The organism is Gemmatimonadota bacterium (genome assembly GCA_016712265.1).
Taxonomy (GTDB): domain Bacteria; phylum Gemmatimonadota; class Gemmatimonadetes; order Gemmatimonadales; family Gemmatimonadaceae; genus RBC101.
In genome coordinates this window covers 569680-589051 of sequence record JADJRJ010000030.1, presented here as the reverse complement: position 1 = coordinate 589051, position 19372 = coordinate 569680, and the positions used below count along the sequence as shown (strand labels likewise).

Annotated in this window: 18 protein-coding genes; all 18 read right to left on the bottom strand. The window is 65.5% G+C overall.

Annotated elements, in window-relative coordinates; translation table 11 throughout:
* Nucleotides 1-5: 5 nt before the first annotated feature.
* Nucleotides 6-1532 (bottom strand): NADH-quinone oxidoreductase subunit N, encoded by a 1527-nt coding sequence (locus IPK85_17960; GenBank protein ID MBK8249264.1) that lies wholly within the window; start codon nt 1530-1532, stop codon nt 6-8.
* Between the two features lies 1 nt (nt 1533).
* A complete protein-coding gene (locus IPK85_17955) occupies nt 1534-3129 on the bottom strand; it encodes an NADH-quinone oxidoreductase subunit M (protein ID MBK8249263.1) in 1596 nt (531 codons plus the stop codon).
* A 3-nt stretch (nt 3130-3132) separates the two neighbouring features.
* The gene (gene nuoL / locus IPK85_17950; protein MBK8249262.1) at nt 3133-5313 is read right to left on the bottom strand and encodes an NADH-quinone oxidoreductase subunit L; all 2181 of its coding nucleotides are present in this window, start codon (nt 5311-5313) and stop codon (nt 3133-3135) included.
* Nucleotides 5313-5609, bottom strand: a complete 297-nt coding sequence (nuoK, locus tag IPK85_17945) for an NADH-quinone oxidoreductase subunit NuoK (GenBank protein ID MBK8249261.1) — start codon at nt 5607-5609, stop codon at nt 5313-5315. The genes nuoL and nuoK overlap by 1 nt, the downstream gene beginning before the upstream one ends.
* Entirely contained in the window at nt 5606-6139 is a 534-nt protein-coding gene (locus IPK85_17940) for an NADH-quinone oxidoreductase subunit J (protein MBK8249260.1), read from the bottom strand. The genes nuoK and IPK85_17940 overlap by 4 nt, the downstream gene beginning before the upstream one ends.
* On the bottom strand, nt 6139-6564 hold the full coding sequence (locus IPK85_17935; protein MBK8249259.1) for an NADH-quinone oxidoreductase subunit I: 426 nt from the start codon (nt 6562-6564) through the stop codon (nt 6139-6141). Before IPK85_17935 ends, IPK85_17940 begins: the two co-directional genes overlap by 1 nt.
* Before the next feature lie 71 nt (nt 6565-6635).
* Complete coding sequence (gene nuoH / locus IPK85_17930) at nt 6636-7871, bottom strand: NADH-quinone oxidoreductase subunit NuoH (GenBank protein MBK8249258.1); 1236 nt, start codon at nt 7869-7871, stop codon at nt 6636-6638.
* A 50-nt stretch (nt 7872-7921) separates the two neighbouring features.
* A complete protein-coding gene (locus IPK85_17925) occupies nt 7922-9484 on the bottom strand; it encodes a (2Fe-2S)-binding protein (protein MBK8249257.1) in 1563 nt (520 codons plus the stop codon).
* Nucleotides 9481-10800 (bottom strand): NADH-quinone oxidoreductase subunit NuoF, encoded by a 1320-nt coding sequence (gene nuoF / locus IPK85_17920; protein ID MBK8249256.1) that lies wholly within the window; start codon nt 10798-10800, stop codon nt 9481-9483. Before nuoF ends, IPK85_17925 begins: the two co-directional genes overlap by 4 nt.
* A gap of 109 nt (nt 10801-10909) precedes the next feature.
* Nucleotides 10910-11455, bottom strand: coding sequence for an NAD(P)H-dependent oxidoreductase subunit E (locus tag IPK85_17915; GenBank protein MBK8249255.1), 546 nt, complete (start codon nt 11453-11455; stop codon nt 10910-10912).
* A gap of 49 nt (nt 11456-11504) precedes the next feature.
* Nucleotides 11505-12674, bottom strand: coding sequence for an NADH dehydrogenase (quinone) subunit D (gene nuoD / locus IPK85_17910; GenBank protein MBK8249254.1), 1170 nt, complete (start codon nt 12672-12674; stop codon nt 11505-11507).
* A 144-nt stretch (nt 12675-12818) separates the two neighbouring features.
* The gene (locus IPK85_17905; protein MBK8249253.1) at nt 12819-13424 is read right to left on the bottom strand and encodes an NADH-quinone oxidoreductase subunit C; all 606 of its coding nucleotides are present in this window, start codon (nt 13422-13424) and stop codon (nt 12819-12821) included.
* Between the two features lie 89 nt (nt 13425-13513).
* Entirely contained in the window at nt 13514-14101 is a 588-nt protein-coding gene (gene nuoB, locus IPK85_17900; GenBank protein MBK8249252.1) for an NADH-quinone oxidoreductase subunit NuoB, read from the bottom strand.
* Between the two features lie 29 nt (nt 14102-14130).
* Nucleotides 14131-14535 (bottom strand): NADH-quinone oxidoreductase subunit A, encoded by a 405-nt coding sequence (gene ndhC, locus IPK85_17895; GenBank protein MBK8249251.1) that lies wholly within the window; start codon nt 14533-14535, stop codon nt 14131-14133.
* Between the two features lie 270 nt (nt 14536-14805).
* The gene (locus IPK85_17890) at nt 14806-15774 is read right to left on the bottom strand and encodes an acyl-ACP desaturase (GenBank protein ID MBK8249250.1); all 969 of its coding nucleotides are present in this window, start codon (nt 15772-15774) and stop codon (nt 14806-14808) included.
* Nucleotides 15775-15928: 154 nt separating this feature from the next.
* Entirely contained in the window at nt 15929-16705 is a 777-nt protein-coding gene (locus IPK85_17885) for a succinate dehydrogenase/fumarate reductase iron-sulfur subunit (protein MBK8249249.1), read from the bottom strand.
* 5 nt (nt 16706-16710) lie between these two features.
* Nucleotides 16711-18624, bottom strand: a complete 1914-nt coding sequence (locus IPK85_17880) for a fumarate reductase/succinate dehydrogenase flavoprotein subunit (GenBank protein MBK8249248.1) — start codon at nt 18622-18624, stop codon at nt 16711-16713.
* Nucleotides 18621-19364, bottom strand: a complete 744-nt coding sequence (locus tag IPK85_17875; protein ID MBK8249247.1) for a succinate dehydrogenase cytochrome b subunit — start codon at nt 19362-19364, stop codon at nt 18621-18623. The genes IPK85_17880 and IPK85_17875 overlap by 4 nt, the downstream gene beginning before the upstream one ends.
* Nucleotides 19365-19372: the final 8 nt, after the last annotated feature.

The following is a 19372-nucleotide window of genomic DNA, read 5'->3' as shown; positions in this document are numbered from 1 at the left end:
TGGAGTCATGGAACGGCCGCCGTCTGCGCGGCGGGGGGCTGGGCGGTCGCCGCGCCACCTAACGCCGAGTGCTGCTTGACCAGCCGCACGAGGGGATCCGGCCACACTCCGAAGATGAGGATGACGACCACCGATGCCCCGATGACGAGGCGCGTCATCCCGGTCGCGGCGGGCAGCGCCGCCGCACCGGCGGGCCGCGGCTTCATGAACATGGCGATGATGACACCCAGGTAGTACCCGGCGGACACGGTCGTGGTCAGGACCAGGATCACCGCAAGTCGAGCCTGGGGCGCGGGCGCCTGCAGGGCCGCTTGCAAGACGTACCACTTGGCGAAGAACCCCATCCCGCCAAAAATCGGGAACCCCAGCAGCGCCAGCATGAACACCGTCATGGCCAGGGCCAGCCCGGGCCGCTCGTGCCACAATCCGTGATAGTCCTCGATGTGCTCGCGCGGTTGGCCGGCACTGCCTAACGCCAACATGACGGCGAACGCGCCCATGGTCGCCAGGGTGTAGGCGAGCAGATAGAAGACGAAGGCCGTGGCGGCCTGCGCCGTGCCGGCCGCGAGGGCCACCAGGATAAAGCCCGTATGCGCAATGCTCGAGTAGGCCAGCATGCGCTTCAGGTTTCGCTGCTGCAGGGCCACGACGTTCCCCACCACCATGGTGATCGCGGCGAGCCACCACACCGCCTTGTGCCATTCGGCGTAGGCCCCTGGGAACGCCTCCAGCCAGACCCGCAGGAGCGCGGCAAAAGCGCCGGCCTTGACCCCGGCCGCCATGTACCCGGTGATCGGCGTCGGCGCACCTTCGTACACGTCAGGCGCCCACATGTGGAAGGGCGCAGCGGCAATCTTGAACGCGAAACCCACAAGGAGCAGCGCGATTCCGACCAGCAGCATCGGCGTCTTCGCGAGGTCGTACTGGCTGATGCGCTCGCCGATTTCGGTCAGGTTCGTCGTTCCCGTGGCGCCGTACACCAAGGCGATCCCATACAGGAGGAATCCGGTCGAGAACGCGCCCAGGAGGAAGTACTTCAGGGCGGCCTCGGCGCTGCGGTTGGAGCGACGGTTGAGGCCGGCGAGCACATACACCGCGATAGACATGAGCTCGATGCCGAGGAACAGCACCATGAGGTCGCGTGCCGCCGCCATCAACATCATGCCCGAGGTCGCGAACAGGAGAAGGACGTGCGCCTCCGCCGTATGGAGTCCCTCGCGCGTGTTGTACTCCACCGCGAGCGCCAGGGTGATGAGCGTTGCGAGGAGGAAGACCACGCTACTCGCCCAGCGGAAGGGGTCAACCGCTACGACGCCAGGACCAGCGGTCGCGCCGCGCTGCGCCATGACCAGCACATAGCCCAGAACGCCGGCGGTCACCAGCATGCTGCCCAGTCCCACCGTGCGCTGGTGCGCCGCGCTCTCGGGTCGCCAGGCGGAGACGAGCATCAGGACCATGGCACCGGTGATCAGGGCCAGTTCGGGGCCAATGGCCGCCGCGAGTTGTCCGGGGATGGAGAGGTCGAAGGTCATCCTAGTTCCCTCCCCCCATCGTGAAGGTGATCGACTGCGCGGCGGCCTTGGCCTCGGCTTGTTCGACGAAGCGGGTGACCGAGGCCTCCATGCGCGAGAGCACCGGCGTGGGGTAGATCCCCATCCACAGGATCATGAAGATGAGTGGCGCCATCAAGCCGATCTCGCGCCAGTTGAGGTCGGTGAGGTGCGCGTTCGCGGGCTTGTCGAGCGGGTTGTACAGGATCCGCTGCAGGGCCCAGAGCAGATACGCCGCGGCCAGGATCACCCCGAGGGCGGACAGGGTGGTGGCAATTGGGGCCGTCTTGAACGCGCCGACCATTACCAGAAACTCGCCGATGAAGCCGTTCGTGCCCGGCAGACCAATGGAGCTCAAGGCTACGATCGTCAGCAACGTCGCATAGATCGGCACCACCTTCGCAATGCCGCCGTAGTCGGCGATGATGCGCGAGTGCTTGCGCTCGTAGATCATACCGATGAGGAAGAACAGCGCCCCGGTGGAGATGCCGTGGCCGATCATGACCATCAAGGCGCCCTGAACACTTTCCCGCGTCATGGCGAAGATGCCGAGCATGACCATGCCGAGGTGGGCGACCGACGAGTAGGCGACCAGCTTCTTGAAGTCCGGTTGCACCAGCGCCACCAACGATCCGTAGATCACGCCGATCACGGACAACCCGATAATCACGCCGCGGACGGTTGGGTGCAGCGCGATGGCCGGGAACAGCGGTACGGCCAGGCGGAGGAAGCCGTACGTCCCGAGCTTGAGCAACACCCCGGCCAGGATCACCGAACCTGCCGTGGGCGCCTCGACGTGCGCATCCGGCAACCAGGTGTGGAACGGAAACATGGGGACTTTCACGGCGAACGCCACAAAGAACGCGGCGAACAACCAGAACGAGACCATCGGGGTGAACTCCGGGAGGGCCATGATCGCGTCGTACGCGAAGTTGGGCTTCCCCTCGAGCAACCCCGCCTGCCAGCCGAGGTACACGATGGCGATGAGCATGAGCAACGAGCCCACCATCGTGTAGATGAAGAACTTGATGCTGGCGTAGATGCGGCGTTCCCCGCCCCACAACCCGACGATGAAGTACATCGGGATGAGCATGACTTCCCACATCACATAGAACAGGAACAGGTCCCGGGCGACAAACACCCCGAGCATCCCCACGGTCAGCAACAGCATCAACACGTGGTACGCATGGACCTTGTGCCGGATGCTCGTCCAGCCGCCGAGGATCGCGAGCGGCATGAGGAACGTCGTAAGCAGCACCATCATCAGCGACAGGCCATCGATGCCGAGGGCAAACGTCACCCCCCAGGAGTCGATCCAGGGCCAGTCGACCGTCGCTTGGTACGCCGCGGATGACGCATCGAAGGACCACCAGAGGCCGGCCGAGATGACGAATTCGAGCAGGAGGATCCCGAAGGTGAGCCGACGCGCCGTCATGGCGCCGGCTTCCATGTGGTCATCCGAGGCTCCCTTGAGCGCGCGCCCATGGGCCCAGACCACGAGGGCGCCGAGGGTGGGCAGGATCAGAAGCGCTGGCAGGACCCAGTGGTGGTACCCGATGGATTGCAGGAAGGCGGCCATGGGTTACCTCAACGAGAAGGCGGAGAGGACACCGAGGACGCCAAGGATCAGCACCCATGCGTACGTCCCCACCTGGCCGGATTGCAGCCGCGCGCCCATCCAGCCAAATCCCTTGGCCAGGTACGCGCTGCCGTTCACGACAAGCCCGTCAATGAGGCCGGCGTCCATCCCGCGCCATAACACGGAGCGGGACAGGCCAACGACCGGTTGCACCACGGCGCGGTCGTAGCCCTCGTCCACGAAGTACTTGTGCTCCAGCACGCGCTCGATTCCCTCGGAGGCCGGTGACTGTGCCTTGGGCACCAGGCGATCGGTCTTGAGCCGCGTCACGGCGAACGCGATGCCGATCACGGCGATAGCAATCGCGATCCCCACCAGCACGTACTCGGTGGAGTGTTCCAGGTGCGCTTCGGTTCCGTTGGTGACTGCCAGCGCGGCCGCGCCGGTCACCGGCTCGAGCCAATGGTGGAGCGCCTGCACCGGGCCAGCCGGGAAGAACGTCGGCAAGTTGAGCCATCCGCCAGCCACGCTGAGCACGCCCAGGACGACCAGCGGACCGGTCATGACCCACGGCGCTTCCTTGAGATGCGCGCGCTCCGCCTCGCCCGTCCGGTTGGAACCGTGGAAGGTGTAGAGCATCATGCGGGTCATGTAGATCGCCGTCAGCAGGGCCGAGGTGAGTCCGATCGCCCAGATGGCGTACAACAGGGCGCTGCCGGGGATGCCAAGCCAGGAGGCGTCGGCCAGGGTCGAACCGTGCGTCCGCGCGAACACCGCTCCGAGGATCTCGTCCTTGGAGAAGAATCCGGCAAACGGCGGGATGCCCGCAATCGCGAGGGTGGCGATCCACATGAGCCCGAAGGTCACGGGCATGTACTGCCGCAACCCGCCCATGTTGCGCATGTCTTGCGCATCATCGTGGTTGTGCGTGTGGTGGTAGGCCTGGTGCATCGCGTAGATCACCGAGCCGGACCCGAGGAAGAGCAGCGCCTTGAAGAACGCGTGTGTCACGAGGTGGAACACGCCCGCCGCGTAGGCGCCGACCCCCACGCCGACGAACATGTAGCCGAGCTGGGAGACCGTGGAATACGCCAGGACCTTCTTGATGTCCCACTGCTTGAGCCCGATGGTCGCCGCGAACAGCGCGGTCAGCGCACCCACAAGGGCCACCGTGAGGCTGGCGACAGGCGACATCGCAAAGAGCGCCGAGCTGCGCGCCACCAGATAGACGCCCGCGGTCACCATCGTGGCCGCGTGGATCAGCGCCGACACCGGCGTCGGGCCAGCCATCGCGTCCGGAAGCCACACATAGAGCGGAATCTGTGCAGACTTGCCGGCGCAACCGAGGAACATGAACAAGCAGACCGCAGTCACGACGAGCGGCGGCAGTGACGACGCGCTCGCCGCGACGCCGGAGAACGTCAACGTTCCGAGGTGACTGAACAGGAGGAACAGGGCGACGAGGAAGCCGAAGTCGCCGATGCGGTTCACGATGAAGGCCTTCTTGCCGGCGTCGGCATTGGCCTTCTCGCTGAACCAGAAGCCGATCAGGAGGTAGGAGCAGAGGCCCACCCCTTCCCACCCGACGAAGAGCATCGGGTAGCTGGCGCCGAGCACCAGGATCAGCATGAAGAAGACGAACAGGTTGAGGTATGCGAAATACCTCGGGTACCCTGGGTCCTCCTTCATGTAGCCGACACTGAAGACGTGGATCAGCGATCCGACCCCGGTGATGACCATGGCCATCACCATCGACAACTGGTCTACCTGGAAGGCCGCGTCGAGGGACAGGTTCCCGGCGGGCATCCAGCGGAACAGCGTCTTGACGAATGGCTCCTCCGCGTGTGCGCCCGCGAGTGCGGCGAAGATCGCAGCCGTAAGGCCAAACGCCGCGAAGAGCACGGCGGGGCCGACCAGGCTGACGAGGCCTGCATGGCGATGCGCCGCCGGGTGGTGCCCGTGATGGTCGTCGTGCCCGCTCTGGGCGTGGGCGTCATCGTGACCGTGGTGCGCATGGTGTGCCGTCGGGTCCGCCGGACCGATGTGCGCGGCGGTCGACAGCGACAGCCAGCCATTGATCAGGAACCCGAGGAACGGAAGGATTGGCACCAGCCAGATCCATTCCGCGACCGACCCGGTGAGGGGATGCGCGCCCGCGGCTGCAGCTTCCTGGAGGAGGAGCATCAGCCCTTGAGGAGATTGATGTTCTGGAGGTCCACCGTCTGGCGGTGGCGGAAGATCGAAATGATGATCGCCAATCCGACCGCAGCTTCTGCGGCGGCGACGGTCATCACGAAGACCACAAACACCTGGCCGGTCGCGCCATACAACTTCGAGAGGGCGACGAAGGACAGGTTCACGGCGTTGAGCATCAGCTCGACGCACATGAAGATGACGATCGCGTTGCGGCGCGTAAGGACGCCGATCACCCCGATGGTGAACAACACCGCCGACAGGGCGAGCGCTTCGGCAATCATCATGCGGCCCTCCGCTTGCCGAGGATCACGGCGCCGACGATGGCCACAAGCAGGAGGATGGAGGTGAGTTCAAAGGCCAGCAGGTGCTCGCGGAACAAGGGCTTCGCGATGACCCCGACCGCATTGAGCTCCTTGAGCGAAGCGGCCGCCGTTCCCACCGGCTGCACCAACGCCTTGGGCGCCACCGAACCGGAGAGGGCCATGATCTGCGCGAGGATCGCGATCCCCACAAATCCGGCGGCCACCTTTCCCCACGTGCCCCGGATGTCCGAGATCTCGTTGGGGTGCCCAAGGTTCAGCAACATGAGCACGAAGAGGAACACGACCATGATCGCGCCCGCATAGACCAGCACCTGGATAGCCCCGATAAAGTGGGCGTCCAGCATCACGTACAGTGCGGCCAGCGAGAACATGGTGTTCACCAGCCACAACGCCGCGGCGACCGGGCTCTTGCGGGTCACGAAGGCCAGCGCCGAGGCGAGGGCGATCAACCCGAACAGGTAGAAATGGACGCGATAGAAGAAGTCCGACATCACTCCCCCTTCGGGTCAGCGGGATCCCACAGCTCGGTCACCGGGTGCGTCTGGGCCATGAGGCGCTCGAGGTCGTAGATAAAGCCTTCACGGTTGAACTCGGCATTTTCGTAGTGCCGCCCGAGGTGGATGGCCTCCTCCGGGCAGACTTCCTGACAATAGCCGCAGAAAATGCAACGGAATTCGTCAATGTCGAAGACGAGCGGGTAGCGATTCCCCTGTTCGTCTTCGCCCGGGACCAGCTTGATGCAGTTGGCCGGGCAGACGGTCGGGCAGAGGCCACACGCGACACACTTGGCCTTGCCGTCTTCCGTCGTGAGCATGCGGTGCGTGCCGCGCCACCGCCGCGAAATCGGCTCACGCTCATCGGGATACTGCGTCGTGACGCGATGCGGATCGATGAGGTGCTTGAACGTGTTCGCCATCCCCGAGAGGGTGGCCCGCACGTAGCTGGTGTCCGCGATCGGTCGCTCGACCACCTTGATGTTGATCGCCATTAGTCCCCCGACAGGGCGGAAAGCCGGGCGCGCGAGGCCGTGATCCCTCGCAGGCGCCGCAGGGCATCGCCCTGCACCGGTGCGTTGGCCGGGCTGATGATCTTCCCGCGGTCGAGGAAGACAAAGAACAGGCCGAGCAGCACCACGTTCACGCCGAGGAAGATGAGCCCGTACACGAGTCCGCGGTCGATGCCGGCTGCATCCAGGACGAGCATCAGCGTGGCCACAATCACGATGTAGGCCAGCGCGAGCGGCAACAGGATCTTCCAGCCCAGGGACATCAGCTGGTCATACCGGAAGCGCGGCAGGGTCCAGCGGATCCAGATGTAGAAGAACAGGAAGAACAGCGTCTTCGCCATCATGATCGCCATCGACAGCAGCACCAGGGGGAACGACACCGCCCCGGCGTTGTCCGCACTGGTAAACGGCACGTCCCACCCACCAAAGAACAACGTGGCGATCATCGCGGACTGTGTTGCCATGTTGGCATACTCCGCGATGAAGAAGAGCGAGAACTTCATTGCCGAGTACTCCGTGTGGTACCCGGTGATCAGCTCGGACTCTGCCTCAGGCATGTCGAACGGCAACCGGTTGGTCTCCGCGAACGCCGAGATCAGGTACACCAGGAAGGCGATGGACAGGGTCATCACATTCCACAGGTGCATCTCCGCCTGCTGGTCCACGATCGAGCGCAGGGTGACGTTGCCGGCAAAAAGCAGCACCGGGATCAGTGACATGCCCATGGAGATCTCGTAGGAGACCATCTGGGCGCTGGACCGCAGGCCACCGAGCAGCGCGTACTTGTTGTTCGACGCCCATCCCGCCAGCACGATGCCGTACACGCCAAGCGACGCCACCGCGATCGTGAACAGGAAGCCGATCGGGAGGTCCGCCAGCACCATGTCCACCCGGCCCCACGGCGAGGCCCACGAGGCGCCCCACGGGATCACGCACCAGATCGTCAGCGCCGGGATGAAGGCCATCATCGGCGCGAGGATGAACATCGCCTTGTTGACGTACGGCGGGAGCGTCTCCTCCTTCATGAAGTTCTTCACGCCGTCGGCCAGGGGCTGGAAGAACCCGTTCGGGCCCACGCGGTTCGGGCCGTGCCGATGCTGGATCCACGCAGAGATCTTTCGCTCGGCGAGGGTCAAGTAGGCCACCCCCAGCATGTAGATCGTGAAGAACAGGAGCAGCTTGACCCCGGTGGCGGCGAGCCACGGCCAGAAGGCCATCGGCCCCTGGGGGTCCACGGCCAACACCAAGGCAAACGTCGAATAGGCGCTCATCGGGTGGCTCCTGCCGCCTGCGCGGCAATCGGGAGGCCACGGAGGCCCAGCCGGTCATAGTCCAGGCCGGCAAACTCGCTGTTGCTTGCCGCCAGGTCGGCGAACACGGCGCTCGCGACCAGGTAGTCGGCGGGTTCACCCAGGGCCTGCAGGAGGTCAGCGAGGATGAACCACCCCGGCCGGGCGAGCCCCGGGGCGGCCTTGGCCTGGAGGAAACGCTGCACGCGCCCGCGAAGGTTGGTGAAGGTCCCCTCCTCCTCCACATGCAGGCAGGAGGGCAGCACCACGTCGGCACGGGCCAGGCCCGACGGCATGGCACTGCTGATCACGAGGACTGCCGACGCCCGACCGGCGGCTTCGACATCGGCCGCGTTCAGCTGGTGATCGGCGATGATCAGCGCGTCGCCCGCCTGGAGCCCGGCGAGCGGGGTCTCGGTCCGGGTGAACCCCATCGCGGTCGCGCCGCTTCCGTTTGCCGCGCGATCTGTCCGCAGGGCCAGGTCGGCGGCGCCGGGGAGCGGTGCCTCAATCCCCTGCTCCACGCGGAAGGTGCCGACGCCGTTGGTCTTCTTCACCAGCCGGCTCAGGAGATGCAAGGTCTCGTTCGACAGGTTCGGAGACGCGAGGACATACGCGCGCTTCCCCTTGAGGATGCGCACCGCCGCCTCCACCGCCACCGCCCAGTCGACGGCCTCGTGCCCCTTGGGGCCGAGGATGGTCGGGACCTCGAGGCGGTCGCGCCGGTTGAGCGCGCGGTAGTTCATCCGCCCATGGTCACACATAAAGAACTCATTGACGGCCTCGTTCGACCGGGGCCGGAAGCGCATGACGATGTTGTCGCGCGTTTCCACGATGATGTTGCAGCCCTGGGAGCAGCCCGTGCACACGGAGGCCGTACGGTCTAACTCCCATGCCCGTGCCTTGTTCAGGAAGTCCTTGGACAGCAAGGCGCCTACGGGACACAGGTCCACCACATTGGCGGCCCACGGGTGCGTGAGGTCCTTCCCCTCGAACTTCCCAATGTGTGCCCGGTCGCCGCGCTCAGTCACGTTGAGCACCGTGTCCTTCGCGACGTCATCCATGAAGCGCACACACCGGGTGCACAGGATGCACCGGTTCGGCACGTACATCACGTCGCCGCCGAAATCCTCCACCGGATTGAATCGCTTGGGCTCCCGGTAGCGGGAATCGGATCGCCCTTCCTGGTAGGTGTAGTCCTGGAGCTCGCACTCACCGGACTGGTCGCAGATCGGGCAATCCAGCGGGTGGTTGATCAGGAGCATCTCCAGGACGCCCTTGCGCGCTTCGCGGGCCTTCTCGGAGTGGACGTGGACCACCTGCCCTTCCGCCACGGCGGTGGCACATGCCGGCGCGAGTTTTGGCGACTTCTCGACCTCGACCAGGCACATTCGGCAGACCCCGGCCACGGGGAGTCCCGGGTGGTAGCAGTAGTGCGGGATGAGCACCCCCGCCTGCTTGGCCGCTTCGACGAGGTTCATCCCGGCCGGTACCGTCACCGGGCGTCCCTCGATCGTGAGGTTCACGGTTGGCGCCGTCATCGAGTCACCACCTGCGGAATCGCGTGGACGGTCGTTCGCTTGATGAGGGCCTCGAACTCGGGACGGAAATACTGGAGGGCGGACGTCACGACCGTGGCGCAGGAATCCGACAAGACGCAGATGGTCTTGCCCGTCATGTTGTCGCCGATGGAGAGGAGCGTGTCGAGGTCCTCGGCGGTCCCGTCCCCGGCACAGATGCGCTCGAGGATCTTCGTGGTCCAGGCCGTGCCCTCGCGGCACTGCGTGCACTGGGCGCAGGACTCGTGGGCGTAGAAGCGCGCCAGCCGGGCCGCCTGCCGGGGGATCGACTGGGCGTCGTCCATGACGATGCACCCGGCGGAGCCGAGCATCGTGCCGGCCGCGACCATCCCTTCGTAGTCCATGACGGCGGTCGCCGCCTGTTCCCACGGGATGACGGGCACCGACGACCCCCCGGGGATGACCGCCTTGATCTTGCGGCCCTTGGGGGCGCCCCCACACACGTCTTGCAGGAACTCACCGAACGGGAAACCCATCTCGACTTCGTAGTTGCCCGGGCGCGCGATGTTGCCACACACGCTCCAGAGCTTGGTCCCGGTGGACTTGGGGTTGTCCGGCCGGGCCATCTTCTTGTACCAGTCCGCGCCGCGGTTGAGGATGTGCGGGACGGCGGTGAGGGTCTCGACGTTGTTGATGGTGGTCGGCTTGCCGAAGAGGCCGGCCACGGCGGGGAACGGGGGCTTGATGCGCGGGTTGCCCCGCTTGCCCTCGATCGAGTTCATGAGCGCGGTTTCTTCACCGCAGATGTAGGCCCCGGCGCCCTTGTGGACCCAGACGTTGACGGTCTTGCCGGTGCCCATCGCGTTCTTCCCGATGATGCCGGCGGCCCGGGCCTCGGCGCAGGCCTGCTCCATCACCTGCAGCGGCTCGGTGAACTCGCCGCGAATGTAGATGAAACAATCCTCGGCCCCGATCGCATGCGCGCCGATCGCGCAGCCCTCGATGAGCGCATGCGGCGTCCAGCGCATGATTTCGCGGTCCTTGAAGGTGCCGGGCTCGGACTCGTCGGCGTTGCAGCACAGGTAGTGCGGCTTGCCATCGCCGAGCTTCATGAAGGACCACTTGAGGCCGGTTGGGAAGCCGGCACCGCCGCGCCCGCGGAGGCCCGACTCCTTCACCACGTTCTGGATGGCGACGGGGTCCGAGCCGAGGGCGTTGGCGAGCGCCTGGTAGCCGCCGCGCTTTTTCCACCCATCGACGGTCCGCGCCTCGGCATCACCGAAGTGCGTGGACAGGACCTGCGTCTCGCGCGGGTGAGGTGTATGGGGAAAGCCCATGATCTAGACGGCAGACGGTAGGGGCGAGCGCGCCGGGTACCCCGGAATGGCTCTGGGACCCTGCGCGCTCGTCGTCGACGACACGGGTGACACGACCCGCGAGGCGGCGTTAGGCATAGCGGGTCAGCACCTCGGGAACGCGGTCCGGGGTGACCGACTCAAGGAAGTCGGCATTGACCATGACCGGGGTGGCAAAGCCACAGGCACCGAGGCACTCGACCTCGATCACCGTGTACCGGCCATCGGGCGAGGTGACCCCCAACTCCCCGCAGCCGGTCTTGTCGAGGAAGGCCTTGACGACATCCTCGGCGCCGCAGACATGGCACGGCGACGTGGTGCAGACCTGGATGAAGTACTTCCCGACGGGGTGCTGGTGGTACATGGTGTAAAAGGTCACCACGCCCTTGACGTAGGCGGGGGTGACGCCGAGCGCGGTGGCGACTTCGGCCATCCCTTCCTCGCTGACCCAGCCCTTGGCTTCCTGCACCATCCAGAGGGCGGGCAGGAGCCCGGCCTGGCGCGTGGGGTAGCGGGAGAGGAGGTCCTCGAGGCGGGCCTTCATCTCCCCGACGAAGACGGGGGTGTAGGGCTCGCCGTGGGGCTGGTGGCCGGCCTTGATGATGGCGCCGCCGGAGGCGGAGGGGCCGTGGCTCATCGGTCGATCTTCCCTTGGGAGACGGTCGCGCTCTCCCGATTCGCGTGGCTCATCGGTCGATCTCTCCCATCACGATATCGATGCTGGCATTGATCGCGATCACGTCCGAGAGCAGGTGGCCCTCGACCATGCGCGGGATTGCCGACAGGTTGACGTACGAGGGGGGACGGATACGCCAGCGCACCGGCTTGGACGTTCCGTCGGACACCATGTAGTAGCCTTTCTCGCCCTTCGGGCTCTCCACCGCCACATAGGCCTCACCTACCGGGGGGCGCGGGCCTTCCATCACTTGCTTGAAGTGGTGGATCATCGACTCCATTTCGCTCGTGGCCTTCGACTTGGGCGGGAGGATCACCCGCGCGTCGTCCACGTTGACCGGGCCGTCAGGCAAACGCTTCGCTGCCTGTTCCAGGATCCGCACCGACTGGCGCAGCTCTTCCATGCGCACGAGGAAGCGATCATACACGTCACCCGCGCTCCCCACCGGGACCTCGAAGTCGTACGTCTCGTAGTCGAGGTACGGGAAGTCCTTGCGCACGTCGTAGGCGACGCCCGCCGCGCGGACCATGGGACCGGAGAGGCCGTAGTTCACCGCCTCCTCCGCCGACAGCGCCCCGATCCCGATCGTTCGGCCCACCCAAATGCCATTCCGCGTCACCATCTTGTCGACTTCGGCGATGGTCTTCGGGAAGGTCTTGATGAACTCGTTCAGCTGGTCCATCCAGCCGTCGGGAATGTCGGCCGCCATCCCACCGACCCGCGTCAGCGAGGTCGTGAGTCTGGCGCCGATCCACGCTTCCAGCAGGTTGTACACCCGTTCGCGTTCCTGAAATGCCCAGAGGAACGGCGTGAAGGCCCCGATATCGATACAGGTGGTCCCCAGCCAGACGAGGTGCGAGATGATCCGCGACAGTTCCATCGCGATCACTCGGAGCACCGTACAGCGCGGGGTGATCTCAATCCCGAACAACCGCTCCGCGCCCAGTGCGAAGGCGACGTTGTTCCCCGGGGAATTCAGGTAGTCCTCGCGATCCGTCCACGGGATGATCTGGTTGTACTGCCGGTACTCCCCGATCTTTTCGAAGCCGCAGTGCAGGTAGCCCACATGCGGAATACAGCGGACCACGGTCTCGCCATCGAGTTCGAGCACCAGGCGGAGCACCCCGTGGGTCGCTGGGTGCTGCGGCCCGAGGTTGATGAGCATGTGCTCGCCTTCCATTTCCGGCTCGAGCGCCGGCGGGGCCTCCAACGCCGTGACGCTGCCGCCGCCATCCACCACGAGCGGTACACGCTGGGGGCGCCCGGACGCATCCAATCCGGTCGTCGAGAGCGCCACTTCGATCGTTCGCTTGGTCGCCATGGCTTACTCCCCCGTCCGTTCGCCGCTGTTCAGGCGCTGCCGCATGTCGCCGGGCAGGTCCTCAAACGCGTCAGCGATGGTCAGCTCTTCCATCGAGTAGCGGGCCTCGGGATTCGCGGCCAGTGCCTGGCGCAACTGTTCGGCGCGGGAGAACCGGCCGCGGAGCGGGAAGTCTTTCCGGAGCGGGTGTCCTTCCTTGTACTGCTCCCACAGCAGGATGCGACGCAGGTCGGGGTGCCCCTCAAAGACGATGCCGAACATGTCGTAGCACTCGCGTTCGAGCCAGTCCGCCCCCTTGTAGATCGGCCACACACTAGCGATCCGCAGCGGCTGCCCCTTGGGGAGCTGCGCCTTGATCCGCAGGAACCGGCGGAACGGGAGCGACCGCAGGTGCCAGACCACCTCCAGTGGCTGCTCCAGGTCGCGGTACTCGACGGCGGTCACATCCGAGAGGTAGTCGTATTGCTCGGCCGCGTCGTCGTGGAGGTGCTGGATGATCGCTGCCGCTGCCGCCGGTGCGATGAACACCGTGGTCTCACCCCAGGTGACCTCGGCGCGCACGATGGCCGCACCGAATTTCTCACGAAGCCGCGCGACGCTCGGGTTCATCTCGCCGCCGCGATGTGCCACGGCACGCGGGGTCTTCGGGGTGGCGTCCGGGGCCGCCCGGCCTGCCGCAACCGGCTGAAAGGCGCCGCTCACAAGCCCGACCGCGTTTGGTGGACCGAATTCCCGAACGGCTCAGAAAGTTCGTCGATCATGGATGGCGGGATATACAGGTTGCTCGCCGGATCGGGTTCGAGCTCAACGCGAAGCGTGGTGTCGGCCATCCGCTCCCGCTTGATTTTCTCCTGCAACATCATGATCCCATACATCAACCCCTCCGGGCGCGGCGGGCACCCCGGCACGTACACGTCGACCGGGATGATCGTGTCGATCCCCTGGGTGACGGCATAGGTGTCGAACATGCCGCCCGTGGAGGCGCACGCGCCCATCGAGATCACCCACTTGGGCTGCGGCATCTGCTGGTAAATGCGACGGATGACCGGGGCCAGCTTGAAGGGCACCCGCCCAGCGCAGATCAGCACATCCGCCTGGCGCGGGGAGAACGACATGCGTTCCATCCCGAAGCGGGCGAGATCGAAGCGGCTCGCGGCGGAGGCCATGAACTCGATGGCGCAACACGCGGTCCCGAAGGGCATCGGCCACAACGAGTTCGCGCGGCCCCAATTGACCAGGAAGTCGAGGCGCGTGGTCACCCAGCCTTCCTGCGACTGGGGATCCATCGTGACGACAGAGGATTCGGGCCGAGGGGTCAATCCCACTGGAGCGCTCCCTTCTTCCAGATGTAGACGAAACCGACGAGCAGGATGGCGATAAACACCAGCATCTCACCAAGGCCGAAGAACGACGTCATCCCGGCCGGACACATCCCGCCAACCAATGCGGCATTGCAGGAGAGCTGGCGGTAGTACGCCCCCCACGGGATCATGAACACGGTCTCGATGTCGAAGATGATGAACAACATCGCGACCATGTAGAACTTCACCGAGAACCGCTCGCGCGCGTCTCCCAGCGGCGGGATCCCCGATTCGTAGGGCTCGTCCTTGATCGGACTCGGGCGCCGCCGCAGCGTCAGCGTCGAGATCGCCACCATGGCAATCGCGTTGACGGCGACAAACCCGAGCAACAGGAGTACTGGCAGGTAGGTCCGGTCCATCGCGCTCCTGACTTCGTGAAAAATTTCACTTAGAAAAGCCCGTCGAAATTACCTGCCCACTTCCGGTGGTGTCAACGGACGTAACCCGTGGCGATCACACACGTTATGCCACGCGGTCGTTGGTTGGTGCCTTCCAAAGGTCCCTTATCCCACACCCGTGGACTTGCCTGCCCACACGATTAGCTTTCGCCGCCCGTTTTCCGCGCCGGCCCCGCTGCGCCATACCAACGATCGTCGGGTGTCACCGGTCCCGACGGTCGACGCCGGACCTCAGGCCATCTCGAACTCGCGGTTGAAAGCGACCGCGAAGTTGAACGTCTTGGCCTTGGTCCGCGACTCCATTGCGTCGGCCACGCGCTCCAGCCGCCGCGGAATCTGGAGGATCGACTCCTGGGCTCGTTTGCCCGCGTCCGTCACGGCGGCGACGGCATCGATTGCCCAGAACCGGATCTGTTCCTCCACGATCTTCAGGTAGTCACGGGGACCGTAGATGCCAGCGCGTCGGATGACGTCGGCCATCTCGCGGAAGTTGGGCATGTTGATCCCCGGCATGTCGATGGCTGGCATCAACGCCACCGCCGAGACAAGAGCCCGGTCCGGGTCACGGGTCAAGACTTCCTTGAAGATCGTCCGGTAGAAGGTGTAGTGCCGCGCCTCTTCCTTGGCGACATTGGACAGCACTTCGCCAATCAACGGCTCGTACTCGCCCGCGAGCTTGCCTGTGTTCGCATGGCTGAATTGAGTGGCACGCTCCTGCAGCGACGTGTACACGAAGACCTTGTACGGGTCCATGTCCCAGGCCGGCTCGAACCCCGCGCGCATGTACTCGAATTGCATTCGATCCAGCTCGGGATTGTCGAGGATGCGGCTTTCTCTCATGTAGTCGTGCAGGATCACCCCGTGCCGGTCCTCCTCCGCGGTCCACAGGTTCGTCCACTTGAACCAGAACGAGTCGGAGCCGAGGTACTGCCCGAGGATGCGGTGAAAATGCGGGAGCCCCTCCTCGGTGAGGAGGTTCACACATAGCGCGACACGGGCCGGGAGGCTGATGCCCACGGCTCGTTTGCGCAGGTCAGAGAAATGCTGGTCGGGGTCGGTGTCCGGCGCAGGGGCCAGGACCTCACTGGGGAGCCAGAGGATCCGTTTGGCCTCATGCGCTTCCATGAGTTCCTGGACGACTGGCTCGAGGTCCGCGAGGACCTCGACCTTGCTGCGCAAACTGGCGTCGGCGTTTTCCATAGGCACGCAAGATACTCCCTTGTCCGCAGGTCGCGAGACCCTCCGAGCACGGGCGTCAGGGGGCGCCGGACATCATGTCGTTAGGCGCTATCGCGGTCGGGTCCAGAGGACGATCAGCCCGCAGTATCCGTCGCGCCCCATCGACGACGCGTGCCTAGCCGGAACCCGACGCCTTCCGGCTCTCCGGCAGCTCGAACGCACTCGCCGCCAGGAAGTCCCGGTTCATCCATGCGATCGTGTCGATGGAGATCTCCTTCGGGCACGCCTCCTGGCACTCGCCAAACAGGGTGCACCCGCCGAAATGCTCCAGGTCCATCTGGGCCACCATCTTGAGGGCCCGGCGATACCGCTCGGGTTGTCCCTGCGGGAGGTGCCCGAGATGGGCGATCTTCGCCGCCGTGAAGAGCGACGCCGAGGCGTTGGGACACGCGGCCACGCAGGCCCCACATCCAATGCACGCCGCCGCATCCATCGCCGCGTCGGCATCCTGCTTGGGCACCGGCAACGCGTTGCCGTCGGGCGCATTGCCCGTTTGCACGGAGACAAACCCGCCGGCCTGCACGATGCGATCCAGGGCCCCGCGATCCACGCACAGGTCACGCAACACGGGAAATGCCGTCGCGCGCCAGGGCTCGATCGTGATCGTCTCCCCGTCGGCAAACGACCGCATGTGCAGCTGGCAGGTCGTCGTCGCGGGCATTGGCCCATGCGCCGACCCGTTGATCATGAGGCCGCACATCCCGCAGATCCCCTCGCGGCAATCGTGATCGAAGGCAATGGGGATCTCCCCCTTCGCCGTCAGTTGTTCATTGACGACGTCCAGCATCTCGAGGAACGACATGTCCGGCGACACGTCGTTGGCCTGGTATTCGCGAAACGCGCCGTCGGCGTTAGGCCCCGCCTGACGCCAGACTCTCAGCGTGAGCTTCATCGTCCTCACTTGTACGAACGGGTGGCCAGCTGCACGTTCTCGAACGCCAGCGGTTCCTTGTGGAGGATCGGCGCCTTCCCTTCCCCTCCGTGTGCCCACGCGGCCACGTACGTGAAGCGCTCGTCATCACGCCGCGCCTCGCCGTCTTCGGTCTGATGCTCCGTGCGGAAATGGCCGCCGCACGATTCCTCGCGGTGCAACGCGTCCATGCACATCAGCTCGCCCAGCTCGAGGAAGTCGGCCACGCGACCCGCCGCCTCGAGCGACTGGTTCAGCTCCGCCCCGCTCCCTGGCACGTTCACGTTGGCCCAGAACTCCTCGCGGAGCGCCGGGATACGCTGCAGGGCCTCCCGCAGTCCAGCGGCATCGCGCGCCATGCCACACTTGTCCCACATGATGCGACCCAGCTCCCGGTGGAAGGACTGCACCGTGCGCGTGCCACCGATGGACAGCATGCGTCGTGTGCGTTCCTCAACGGCGCGCTCCGCACCGCGGACCTCCGGATGGTCGATCCCCACCGGATCGAGTTTCGTCCCGGCCAGGTAGTGTCCGATGGTGTACGGGATGATGAAGTACCCGTCGGCGAGTCCCTGCATCAGGGCGCTGGCCCCGAGGCGGTTGGCGCCATGGTCGGAGAAGTTCGCCTCCCCCAGCACGTGCAGACCGGGGATGGTGCTCATGAGGTTATAGTCGACCCAGAGCCCGCCCATGGTGTAGTGCACAGCGGGGTAGATGCGCATCGGCACCTGGTACGGATCCTCATCCGTGATGCGTTGGTACATCTCGAACAGGTTGCCGTACCGCTCGGCGATCTTGTCGCGTCCCAAACGCTGGATGGCATCACGAAAATCGAGGTACACCCCCAGCCCGCCCGGCCCGACCCCGCGCCCCGAATCGCACGCCTCCTTCGCGGCACGGGACGCGATGTCCCGTGGCGAGAGGTTGCCGAACGACGGGTACTTTCGTTCGAGGTAGTAGTCGCGCTCGGCGTCCGGGATCAGGTGCGGGGCACGCGTCTCCCCTTCCTGCTTCGGGACCCAGACCCGCCCGTCGTTCCGCAGGGACTCCGACATCAGGGTGAGCTTGGACTGGTAGTCGCCGCTCTGCGGAATACAGGTGGGATGGATCTGGGTAAAACACGGATTGCCGAACAGGGCACCGTGCTTGTGCGCGCGCCAGATGGCGGTGGTGTTGGATCCCTTGGCGTTCGTGGACAGGTAGAAGGCATTGCCGTAACCGCCGGTCGCCAGGATCACCGCATCGGCCACGTGGGACGAGATCTTGCCCGTGACGAGATCCCGCACGACGATCCCGCGCGCGCGCCCACCCACAAGGATGAGATCGAGCATCTCCGTGCGCGGAAACATGCGGACCCCGCCCTTCGCGATCTCCTTCTCGAGGGCCTGGTACGCCCCCAGGAGCAGCTGCTGGCCGGTCTGCCCACGCGCATAGAAGGTCCGGGAAACCTGCGCCCCCCCAAATGAGCGGTTGGCGAGGAGTCCGCCGTACTCACGGGCGAACGGAACCCCCTGCGCCACGCACTGGTCGATGATGTTCACCGAGATTTGCGCGAGCCGATACACATTCGCCTCGCGCGCCCGGAAGTCGCCGCCCTTCACGGTGTCGTAAAACAGGCGGTAGATCGAGTCGCCGTCGTTCTGGTAGTTCTTGGCCGCGTTGATCCCCCCCTGCGCGGCGATGGAGTGCGCGCGGCGGGGAGAATCCTGGAAGCAGAAGCACGAGACCTGGTACCCCAATTCCGACATCGTGGCCGCGGCCGACGCGCCGGCGAGCCCTGACCCCACGACGAGGACGTGGTATTTCCGCTTGTTGGCCGGGTTCACCAGCTTCATCTCGAACTTGTGCTTGTCCCACTTCTGGGCGATCGGCCCCGAAGGAATGCGAGCGTCGAGGGTCATGGGGCAGTCTCGGTCATGACGACGGCATCAGGCGCGAAGGCGCCAAGGGCCGCCGCCAGCGGGACGGCCGCGAGGCCAAGCGACACCAGCAGCGCAATGCCAATCGCGACATTGCGATGGAGGGGGCGGTCCGAAGGTCGTCGCAGCCCAAGGGTCCGCCACGACGCCCACGCGCCGTGAAAGAGATGGAGCCCGAGGAGACCGGCGGCGACGACATAAAACACCACGGCCCACCAGCGCTGGAAGCCAAGCCGCAGGTTGTTGTAGGGATCCAGGTGCACAAACTGCGGATGCCCGACGCCGAGCGTCATGTCCAAGATGTGAAAGATGATGAACGCCGCCAGCACCAGGCCCCCGATGCGCATGCTGCGGGCGCCGAGGGTTGAGGTGTGGTGTTCCTTGCGGCCGTACGCAGCCGGCCGGGCGGCGCGATTGCGGGCGGTCAGCTGTAGCGCCGCGACGACATGCAGCACCACCATGGCCACGAGGCCGGCGCGCGCAACCCACAGCAGCGGGCCCAGCGTGCGAAGGCCCACGGCATACTCGTGCATGGCCTGGGCAGGCGCCGTCGGCACGAACATCTGGAGGTTTCCGGCCATATGAGCCAGCGCGAACCCGATGCCACCGAGCCCGGTCGCGGCCATCACCACCTTCTTGCCCACCGTCGAGTCCCAGAACCGGCGGACGCGTCCCGCCGGCGGACGGGAAACGCCCGCCGCCGGTTGCATGGTAGCACTCATTCTTCAGT